This is a genomic window from Actinoplanes sp. NPDC051851 (assembly GCF_040681165.1).
Classification (GTDB): Bacteria; Actinomycetota; Actinomycetes; order Mycobacteriales; family Micromonosporaceae; genus Actinoplanes.
Map to the genome: position 1 here is coordinate 17,709 of NZ_JBFAYF010000087.1, position 9,405 is coordinate 27,113.

Below are 9,405 nucleotides of genomic sequence, written 5' to 3' on the forward strand. Positions count from 1 at the left end.
ATCCCTGGTGAACGTGGCCGCCGGGCGCATAGGTTCCGTGCGGTATCCACCGCAACGGAAAGACACCGCCCCCATGAATAACCCCATCAGCCGGCGTCGCGCCCTGACCACCCTGGCCGCCGCCTCCGTGGCCCTGGTCGCCGCGGCCTGTGGCAAGGACGACGACGAGCCCTCGGTCGGCTCCAGCGGACAGGCCCTGCAGAAGGTCACCGTCTCGCTGGACTGGACGCCCAACACCAACCACACCGGTCTCTACGTGGCCCAGTCGAAGGGCTACTTCGAGGCGCACGGCCTGGACGTGGAGATCGTCCAGCCGGGCGACTCGGACGCCAACTCGCTGGTGGCCGCCGACAAGATCCCGTTCGCGATCAGCGCGCAGGAGGCGCTCACCCAGGCCCGTGCCGAGGGGGCCGGCCTGGTGTCGATCGCCGCGATCATCCAGCACAACACCTCCGGGTTCGCGTCGCCGGCGAGCAAGGGCATCACCCGGCCCGCGCAGTACGTCGGGAAGACGTACGGCGGATGGGGCGGCGCGATCGAGGAGCCGCTGCTGAAGACGCTGGTCAAGGCGGACGGCGGTGACCCGGAGAAGGTCAAGGTGGTGAACGTCGGCGAGGCGGACTTCCTCACCGCCACCAAGAAGGGGATCGACTTCGAGTGGATCTTCTACGGCTGGGACGGTGTCAACGCCGAGCTCAAGGACACCCCGCTCAACATCCAGTACGTCAAGGACTACGACGCGGCGCTGGACTTCTACACCCCGATCCTGATCACCAACGAGAAGCAGATCTCCAGCAACCCGGAGCTGGTGAAGTCGTTCGTCGCCGCGGTCTCCGAGGGCTACACCTACGCCGCGAAGAACGCGGCCGAGTCGGCGGAGATCCTGCTCAAGGCCGCGCCCGACCTCGACGCGGATCTCGTCAAGAAGAGCCAGGAGTGGCTGAGCCCGAAATATCAGGACGACGCCGCCCGCTGGGGTGAGCAGAAGGACACCGTCTGGACCGACTTCTCCCAGTGGCTCTTCGATCAGAAGGTCTTGAGTACGCAGGTCGACGCGTCCAAGGCGTACACCAACGATTTCCTGCCGACGGCGTGACCGGCTTCAAAAAGGTCCTTCCCCCGGCGATCACGCTGATCCTGCTGATCGCCGGGTGGGAGGCCTACACGGTGGCGAGTGGGATCGACAGGTGGCTGCTGCCCAGCCCGACGGACATCTGGGCCGCCGCGGTCGAACAGCGCGAGGTGCTGACCACACACACCCTGGCCACCGCGGAGCTCACGCTGTACGGCTTCGGTGCGGGCGTCGCGGCCGGGCTGCTGATCGCGGTGGTGCTGCACCTGGTGCCGTTCCTCCGGGCGGCGGTCTACCCGCTGCTGGTGATCAGCCAGAACGTGCCGACCATCGCGATCGCACCGCTGCTGGTGGTCTGGCTCGGGTTCGGGCTGGCGCCGAAGATCGTGGTGATCATCCTGGTCTGCTTCTTCCCGGTGGCGGTGGCGACGCTGGACGGGCTGGGGCGCAGTGACCCGCGGATCGCGGACTACCTGCTGATGAGCGGGGCGAGCCGGGGGCAGCTCTTCACCAAGCTGCAGTGGCCGAACGCGCTGCCGACGATGTTCAGCGGGCTGAAGATCGCGGCGACGTACAGCGTGTTCGGGGCGATCATCTCGGAGTGGCTCGGCAGCGAGCGGGGCATCGGCCACTACATGATCATCCAGAAGTCGGCGTTCCGGGCGGACCGGTTGTTCGTGGCGATCGGCATCGTGATCGTCCTGGCGCTGGTGGTGTTCGGGCTGGTCCTGCTGGTGGAGAGGCTGGTGGTGCGTCGTGAGCGCTCTTGAGATCCGCGGGTTGAACCACAGCTTCAAAGACCTAGAAGTCCTGAAAAATATTGACATTTCGGTCCAGGAAGGCGAGTTCGTCTCGATCGTCGGGCCCAGCGGCAGCGGCAAAAGCACCCTGTTCCACTTGATCGGCGGCGTCCTCACGCCGACCTCTGGATCGATCGAGATCAACAACGAGCCGGTTAAGCGCGGAAAAATCGGATATATGCCGCAGCAGCCGGCGCTCATGCCCTGGCGTACGATCGAAAAGAATGTCGTAGTTGCACGTGAAATATCTGGTAAATCGGACTTGACCCTCGCCCGTGAATGGCTGGGCAAAGTCGGACTGGAGCAGTTCGCGAAGTCCTACCCCCACCAGCTTTCGGGCGGCATGCAGCAGCGTGTCGCCTTCCTCCGGGCGCTCATCTCCGACCAGGAACTCCTCTGCCTCGACGAGCCGTTCAGCGCCCTGGACGCAATGACCCGCGCCGAGATGCACCGCTGGCTCCTCGACATCTGGGAGGCCAACCGGCGGGCGGTCCTCTTCGTCACCCACAACATCGAGGAGGCCCTCCTCCTCTCCGACACGGTGTACGCCTTCTCCCACCGCCCGGCCACGGTCGTCGAGAAGATCACCGTCCCCTTCGACCGTCCCCGGCGCGACGAGGTGGTCGACGACCCCTCCTTCGTGAAACTCCGCCGCCGGCTCACCGATCTGATGACAGGTACACCGCGATGACCCTCACCCACGTACGCGTGATGCTCGAGTACTTCCACCCGTGGACCAACGCCGCCGGTCTCTACGTCGCCAGCCACAACGGCTGGTACCGGGACGCGGGCCTGGACGTCGAGCTGACCACGTTCGACGCGCTGCGCGGTGACACCCTGGAGCACCTGGCCCGCGGCGAGGTGCACCTCGGCGTCTTCCCGACCAACCGGCTGCTGGTGCGCAGCGCCGCCGGTCAGCCGTTGCACGGCGTCGCCTCGATCAACCACCGGGGCATGGAGACCATCCAGACGATCACCGGCCGGGGTATCGCCCGCCCGCGCGACCTGGCCGGCAAGCGGCTCGCGCTCAACCCGACCCCGCGCGGCCTGGCCATGGTCCGGCACCTGGTCACCGCGGACGGCGGCGACCCGGACGCGGTGGTGCTGGTCGACAGCAGGTACCGCGAGCTGAGCGTGGACGACATCGCGGCCGGCGAGGTGGACGCCACGTTCGGCGGGTACTGGGCCTGGGACGCGCTCTTCGCCCAGCTCCCCGGCGACCAGCGGATCGTCTGGCCGGTGGACGAGATCGGCGCTCCGCCGTACCACAGCTACCTGCTCGGCAAGGGCCCGGCGCTCACCGACGACGGGCTGCTGGAGGCGTTCCTGGAGGCGACGGCCCGGGGGTACCGCGCGGCCACCGACGATCCGGCCGCGACGCTGGACGTGCTGGACCGGGTCATCCCGTACTTCTCCCGCGACATCCTGGCCCGCTCGCTCGGCCTGATCGCGCCGACCTGGTGGGACGGCGATCGCTGGGGCGAGATCCGCGAGGACCTGATGACGCCGTACACCGCCTGGCTCGCCGGCAACGGCATCCTCCCGGACGACTTCGACTGGCGCCGGGCCGTGGTCCCCTCCGCGACGTCGCCGCGGCTCACGGCGGTGCCGCGATGACCGCTCCGATCATCTCGGCAGAGCTTCTCGACGTACGCCGTCGCAAGGCCGAGGTCCTCGTGCTCGACGCCACGGTGGAGCTCGCCCCGGCGAAGCACGACGGCGACCACACGTCGTCGACCGGGCTGGCCGGGTGGGAGCGCGAGCACATCCCGGGCTCCCGCCACGCCGACCTGCTCCACCTGCTCAGCGACCCGGCGGCGCCGTTCCACTTCGCGGTGCCGTCCCCGTCCGCCCTGGTGGCGGCCCTGTCGTCGCTGGGCGTCCGGGACGGCGTCCCGGTGGTCACCTACGACCGCAACGGTGGCCTCTGGGCGGCCCGCCTCTGGTACCTGCTGGACTGGCTCGGCGTCGAGGCGTCCGTCCTCGACGGTGGTTTCGCGGCCTGGCAGTCCGCCGGTCTCCCCGTGTCGGCCGGCCCCGCCGGGGCACCGGTGGACGCCGGCCCGCTGACGGTGCGGGAGCGGGACGGGCGCTGGGTCGGTAAGGAGGACCTGGCCGCGTGGATGGCCGGGGAGAAGGACGCGACCGTGGTCTGCGCGCTCAACCCCGAGGCGTATGCCGGGGAGGTGCCGACCCGGTACTCGCGCCGGGGGCACATCCCGGGCAGCGGGAACCTTCCGGCGCGGTCGCTGACCGGGGCCGACGGGCTGTTCCTGCCGGCGGAGGAGCTGCGGGCGGCGCTCGGCGGGCTGGCCGAGGACCCGGCGCCGGTCTGGGTCTACTGCGGTGGCGGGATCTCGGCCACCGTGGTCGCGCTGGCGCTCGCCGCCGTGGGCCGGGGTGACGTGGCGATCTACGACGGGTCGCTGGAGGAGTGGTCGGCGGACCCGTCGCTGCCGCTGGAGCTCGGACGCGGCGGGTGAGCACCCGGGCTGAGCTAGGTCCTGCGTGGGAGGCGGTGCGGGAGCTGGTGGACCGACCGGAGTTCGCGGTGCTGTCGACCGTGGAGGCGGGCGGGGAGGCGCAGCTCTCCGTGATGTGGGTGGCGCGGGACGGGGACGATCTGCTGATGGCGACCAAGGCCGGGCGGCGGAAGGTGCGCAACATCCGGCGGGATCCGCGGGTCACCGTGCTGCTGCACGATCGGCTCAGGCCCGCCCGCTACGCGGAGATCCGCGGCACCGCCCGGGTCACCGGCGAGGACGCACACGCGCTGATCGACGCGCTGGCGCGGCGGTACACCGGGGCGGCCCACGTGGTCGTCGATCCGGCGCAGGAGGTGGATCGGGTGGTCCTGCGGATCACCCCGCACCGGGTGCTGCACGTCGGATGACCGGCGACTGGCTGGCCGCGTCCACCGACCGGGTGGTGGCCTGGGCCCGTGATCAGAAACCGTCGGCGGGGGAGCGGCGGGTGCTCGCGATCGAGGGGCGCTCCGGCTCCGGGAAGACCACCCTCGCCACGGCGGTGGCCGAGCGCCTGGGTGCGCCGCTGATCCAGATGGACCACCTCTACGCCGGGTGGGACGGGCTCGGCCGCGGCGTGGAGGTGCTCCACGAGTGGGTGCTGGCCCCGCTGACGGCCGGGGAGCGAGCGGTCTGGCGGCGGTGGGACTGGGCGGCGCACCACTACGCGGAGGAGCACCCCGTCCCCGACGGCGAGTGGCTCGTGGTGGAGGGGGTGGGGGCCGGGGGTGCCCTGCTCCGGACGTACCTGAGCGGTCTGGTCTGGGTGGAGAGCCCCACGACGGTGCGCAAGCGGCGCGCCCTGGCCAGGGACGGGGAGACCTATGCGCCGCACTGGCGGCGATGGGCGGCGCACGAGGACGCGTTCTACGCGGCCGAGCAGGTCCGGGAGCACGCCGGGCTGATCATCGAGAACGAGGAACCGGGAGACACGGCATGCGTATCCGGCTGAACGGGCTGCGGCAGTCCACCGTCGGGCACACGGCGATCGGGCTGTGGCGGCACCCGGACAGCCAGGCCCACCGGTACCGGGATCTCGACTACTGGGTGGAGACCGCGAAGATCCTGGAGCGGGGACGGTTCGACGCGCTCTTCGTGGCGGACGCGCTCGGGCCGCTCGACGTCTACCGGGGCAGTGCCGACGCGGCGCTGCGGGACGGCATCCAGACGCCGACCGACGACCCGCTGCTGCCGATCAGCGCGATGGCCGCGGCGACGGAACATCTGGGCTTCTCGGTGACGGTCTCCTCCACGTACGAGCTCCCGTACGCCTTCGCCCGCAAGATGACCACGCTGGACCACCTGACCAGGGGCCGGATCGGCTGGAACATCGTGACGTCGGCGCTGGACAGCGCGGCCCGCAACCTCGGGCTCGAGAAGCAGCTCGGGCACGACGAGCGGTACGCCAAGGCCGAGGAGTTCATGGAGGTCGTCTACAAGCTCTGGGAGGGCAGCTGGGCGGACGACGCCGTGGTGCGCCGGGGCGACGTCTTCGTGGATCCCTCCCGGGTACGCCCGATCGAGCACGACGGCGTGCACTACCGGGTGCCCGGCATCGCGCTCTCCGAGCCGGGCATCCTGCGTACCCCGGTGCTCTACCAGGCCGGCACGTCCCGGGTGGGCCGGGCGTTCGCGGGCCGGCACGCCGAGGGGGTCTTCCTCTCCGCGTACCTGCCGTCGATGGCCCGTCAGCTGGTCACCGGGGTCCGGGCCGAGGCGGCCGCCGCCGGGCGGGACCCGTCCTCGCTGAAGTTCTTCGCGATCGCCACCGTGATCGTGGCCGAGACCGACGCCGAGGCGCACGCGAAGCTCGCCGACTACCAGCGGTACGCCAGCGTGGAGGGCGCCCTGGCCCGGTGGAGCGCGCTGATGCACATCGACCTCTCCGCGCTCGACCTGGACAAGCCCCTGGAGTACGTGGAGACCGACGGCATCCGCGGCATGGTCGAGCTCTTCACCACGCTCGACCCGTCCCGCACGTGGACGCCGCGGGCGATCGCCGAGTTCGTCGGGGTGGGCGGCGGCGGCCCGGTGATCGTGGGCAGCCCGGCCACCGTCGCCGACGAGCTGGAGCGCTGGGCGTCGGAATCCGGGGTCGACGGCTTCAACATCGCCGACCCGGTGCCGCCGGTGACCTTCCGCGACTTCGTCGACCTGGCCGTGCCCGAGCTGCAGCGGCGCGGGCTGGTCCGGAGCGAGTACGAGGGGTCCACGCTGCGCGAGCACTTCTACGGGCCGGGCGTCACCCGGATCCCCGCCGACCACCCGCCGACCACCCGGCGGCCGCCCGGCGGCCGCCCGGCGGCCGCCCACAAATTCTAGCCTGTCGACAAATCCTATGGGCAAGATAGACTCATTGACATGCGTCGCTCCCTTGCCCTGATCGCCGCCCTGATCCTGGCCGCGGCCGGTGCCCTCACCGGCTGCGGCGAGAGCGAGAGCCCACTGCGCGTCGGCTACCAGCGCTTCGGCGGGCTGAGCCTGCTCAAGGCGCGCGGCGACGCGCCGGACGTCACCTGGTCGCTCTTCGACAGTGGGCCGGCGCTCACCGAGGCGCTCAAGGCCGGTGCGATCGACATCGGTCAGACCGGGGAGGCGCCGCCGATCTTCGCGGCCGCCGCGAAGACGCCGTTCGTGATCGCCGCGACCGGCGCCCCCTCGCCGAAGAGCGAGGCGGTGCTGGTCAAGGCGAGCCGCGGGTACCGGACCTTCGCGGACCTGCGCGGCCGGACGATCGCCCTGAACAAGGGCTCCAACGTGCACTGGCTGCTGGTCGAGCTCCTCGAGGCCAACGGGATGACGCTCGACGACGTCCAGGTCAAGTACCTCAAACCGGCCGAGGGGCGGCCCGCCTTCGACAACGACCAGATCGACGCCTGGGTGATCTGGGATCCGTACTTCGCGCTCGCCGAGCAGCCCGGCGTGCAGGTGCTGGCCGACGCGACCGGACTCGTCAACAACCGCGAATACGTACTGGTCTCGAAGGACGCCGCGGAACAGAAGACCGAGAAGATCAAGAGCTTCCTTGCCGCGTACGAGAAGACGACGGCCTGGGGGATCGCCAACCCGGACGAACGCGCCCGGATCCTGGCGCCGGAGTTGAAGATCGACGAGGCGACCACGAAGCGGGCCCTGGCCCGCGCGGCGCAACCGTTCACCCCGGTCACCGCGGAGATCGGCGAGGAGTTGCAGGGGATCGCCGACGGGTTCACCGAGCTGGAGCTGATCCCGGGCAGCGTCGACATGCGGGCGCTGATCGACACCCGGTTCGCCGGGAGCGCGCCGTGACCGTCGTCGCCGCGCCGGACGTCGAGGCCGCCGACGATGCCGCCACCGCGCCCGCTCCGTCCCGTGTCCGGCGGCTGCGCCGGCAGCGCCTGGTCAGCCCGGTCGCACTGCTGCTGATCTGGGAGGCCGGGTCGCGCGCCGGGCTGATCCCGGAGGAGAAGCTGCCCGCACCGAGCGCCGTACTGCGCACCGGATGGCGGCTCGCGGCCGACGGTACGCTCGGCGAGAACCTGCTGACCTCGCTCGGCCGCGCCGCCCTCGGCCTGCTGATCGGCGGCGGTCTCGCGCTGGTGCTGGGCGCGCTCGCCGGCCTGCTGCGCCGCGGCGACGACCTGATCGACCCGCCGGTCCAGATGGCCCGGATGCTGCCGCACCTCGCGCTGGTCCCGCTGCTGATCATCTGGGTCGGCATCGGTGAGTCCATGAAGATCACCCTGGTCGCCCTGGGCGCGTTCTTCCCGCTCTACTTCAACACGTACGCCGGCATCCGGGACCTCGACGAACGGCTGGTGGAGGCCGCGCGGACCTGCGGACTCGGCACCTGGGCGCGGATCCGGCACGTGGTGCTCCCCGGGGCGCTCCCGTCGCTCCTGCTCGGCCTGCGGCTCGCGATCGGCGCCGCGTGGCTGAGCCTGGTCGTCGGCGAGCAGACCAACACGCAGGCCGGGATCGGCTTCCTGATGATGGAGGCCCGCGAGTTCAGCCAGACCGACGTCGTGGTTCTCGGCCTTTTCGTGTACGCCACCCTGGGGCTGATCTCCGACGTCCTCCTGCGCGCCGTCGAGCACCGGGCTCTCGCCTGGCGCTACGGACTACGGGCATCATGACCGCGCCGTGGACTGCGGGCGGCATGACCGGGCCCGGATCGCGGGCGTCATGACCGCGCCGGTCATCGTCGCCGCCGGTGTCCGCCGCGCGTTCGGTGCCGTCCGGGTGCTGGACGGCGTCGACCTGACCGTCGGGGCCGGCGAGGTGGTCGCGCTACTCGGCGGCAGCGGCTCCGGCAAGAGCACCCTGCTGCGGGTGCTGGCCGGCCTGGACGCCGAGGCGACCGGCGACTACGCGGTCCCGGCCCGGCACGGCGTGGTCTTCCAGGAGCACCGCCTGCTGCCCTGGAAGCGGGTGCTCGACAACGTCCGCCTCGGCGTCCCCGGCGCGCAGCCTCGCCCCCGTTCCGGCGCGTTCCCCCTCTTCCGCTCCGCTGTCCCCGGCGCCCTGGACCGCTGCCGGGACGCGCTCGCCGAGGTGGGCCTCGCCGACCGGGAGCGTGCCTGGCCGGCCGAGCTCTCCGGCGGTCAGGCCCAGCGGGTGGCGTTCGCCCGCGCGCTCGCCCGCGAACCGTCGGTCCTGCTGCTCGACGAGCCGTTCGGTGCCCTGGACGCGCTCACCCGGCTGCGCATGCAGGACCTCTTCGGCCGCCTGCGCTCCCGGCACGGCTTCGCCGCCCTGCTGGTCACCCACGACGTCGACGAGGCCCTGCTGCTGGCCGACCGCGCCCTGATCCTCGACGGCGGCCGGATCACCACCGAGCTGGCCATCCCGCTCGACCGCCCGCGCGCCCCGGACCGCCCTGGCTTCGGCGACCTGCGCCGCCACCTCCTCACCCGGCTCGGCGTCCCCCTGCCCGCGTGACCGACTCGGCCGCCCGCCGCCCGCCGCCCGCCGCCCGCCGCCCGCCGCCCGCCGCCCGCCGCCCGCCGCCCGCCGCCCGCGTGGCCGC

The 9,405-nt window shown here is 71.6% G+C and carries 11 protein-coding genes; all 11 read left to right on the forward strand.

Features of this window, described 5'->3' with window-relative positions:
- Positions 1-73 precede the first annotated feature (73 nt).
- The 11 genes from AB0M08_RS43125 to AB0M08_RS43175 are packed head-to-tail and all read left to right on the forward strand — an operon-like array spanning position 74 to position 9,317.
- Positions 74-1,096, forward strand: coding sequence for an ABC transporter substrate-binding protein (locus AB0M08_RS43125; RefSeq protein WP_364506753.1), 1,023 nt, complete (start codon positions 74-76; stop codon positions 1,094-1,096).
- Entirely contained in the window at positions 1,093-1,842 is a 750-nt protein-coding gene (locus tag AB0M08_RS43130) for an ABC transporter permease (RefSeq protein ID WP_364506755.1), read from the forward strand. The genes AB0M08_RS43125 and AB0M08_RS43130 overlap by 4 nt, the downstream gene beginning before the upstream one ends.
- Complete coding sequence (locus AB0M08_RS43135) at positions 1,829-2,563, forward strand: ABC transporter ATP-binding protein (protein ID WP_364506757.1); 735 nt, start codon at positions 1,829-1,831, stop codon at positions 2,561-2,563. Before AB0M08_RS43130 ends, AB0M08_RS43135 begins: the two co-directional genes overlap by 14 nt.
- Positions 2,560-3,489 (forward strand): ABC transporter substrate-binding protein, encoded by a 930-nt coding sequence (locus AB0M08_RS43140; RefSeq protein ID WP_364506760.1) that lies wholly within the window; start codon positions 2,560-2,562, stop codon positions 3,487-3,489. Before AB0M08_RS43135 ends, AB0M08_RS43140 begins: the two co-directional genes overlap by 4 nt.
- Positions 3,486-4,355, forward strand: a complete 870-nt coding sequence (locus tag AB0M08_RS43145; RefSeq protein WP_364506763.1) for a rhodanese-like domain-containing protein — start codon at positions 3,486-3,488, stop codon at positions 4,353-4,355. The genes AB0M08_RS43140 and AB0M08_RS43145 overlap by 4 nt, the downstream gene beginning before the upstream one ends.
- Before the next feature lie 35 nt (positions 4,356-4,390).
- Entirely contained in the window at positions 4,391-4,765 is a 375-nt protein-coding gene (locus AB0M08_RS43150; RefSeq protein ID WP_364506766.1) for a PPOX class F420-dependent oxidoreductase, read from the forward strand.
- Positions 4,762-5,349, forward strand: coding sequence for a dephospho-CoA kinase (locus AB0M08_RS43155; protein WP_364506769.1), 588 nt, complete (start codon positions 4,762-4,764; stop codon positions 5,347-5,349). The genes AB0M08_RS43150 and AB0M08_RS43155 overlap by 4 nt, the downstream gene beginning before the upstream one ends.
- Positions 5,334-6,719, forward strand: a complete 1,386-nt coding sequence (locus AB0M08_RS43160) for an LLM class flavin-dependent oxidoreductase (RefSeq protein WP_364506771.1) — start codon at positions 5,334-5,336, stop codon at positions 6,717-6,719. Before AB0M08_RS43155 ends, AB0M08_RS43160 begins: the two co-directional genes overlap by 16 nt.
- 39 nt (positions 6,720-6,758) lie before the next feature.
- Entirely contained in the window at positions 6,759-7,685 is a 927-nt protein-coding gene (locus AB0M08_RS43165) for an aliphatic sulfonate ABC transporter substrate-binding protein (protein ID WP_364506773.1), read from the forward strand.
- A complete protein-coding gene (locus AB0M08_RS43170) occupies positions 7,682-8,512 on the forward strand; it encodes an ABC transporter permease (RefSeq protein ID WP_364506776.1) in 831 nt (276 codons plus the stop codon). Before AB0M08_RS43165 ends, AB0M08_RS43170 begins: the two co-directional genes overlap by 4 nt.
- A gap of 49 nt (positions 8,513-8,561) precedes the next feature.
- Positions 8,562-9,317 (forward strand): ABC transporter ATP-binding protein, encoded by a 756-nt coding sequence (locus AB0M08_RS43175; RefSeq protein WP_364506779.1) that lies wholly within the window; start codon positions 8,562-8,564, stop codon positions 9,315-9,317.
- Positions 9,318-9,405 lie beyond the last annotated feature (88 nt).

Bases quoted from the DNA above. Each gene is read 5' to 3' on its own strand.
- AB0M08_RS43165 (WP_364506773.1), top strand. From the start codon at position 6,759: ATGCGTCGCTCCCTTGCCCTGATCGCCGCCCTGATCCTGGCCGCGGCC.
- AB0M08_RS43125 (WP_364506753.1), top strand. From the start codon at position 74: ATGAATAACCCCATCAGCCGGCGTCGCGCCCTGACCACCCTGGCCGCC.
- AB0M08_RS43140 (WP_364506760.1), top strand. From the start codon at position 2,560: ATGACCCTCACCCACGTACGCGTGATGCTCGAGTACTTCCACCCGTGG.
- AB0M08_RS43145 (WP_364506763.1), top strand. From the start codon at position 3,486: ATGACCGCTCCGATCATCTCGGCAGAGCTTCTCGACGTACGCCGTCGC.
- AB0M08_RS43160 (WP_364506771.1), top strand. From the start codon at position 5,334: ATGCGTATCCGGCTGAACGGGCTGCGGCAGTCCACCGTCGGGCACACG.
- AB0M08_RS43155 (WP_364506769.1), top strand. From the start codon at position 4,762: ATGACCGGCGACTGGCTGGCCGCGTCCACCGACCGGGTGGTGGCCTGG.
- AB0M08_RS43175 (WP_364506779.1), top strand. From the start codon at position 8,562: ATGACCGCGCCGGTCATCGTCGCCGCCGGTGTCCGCCGCGCGTTCGGT.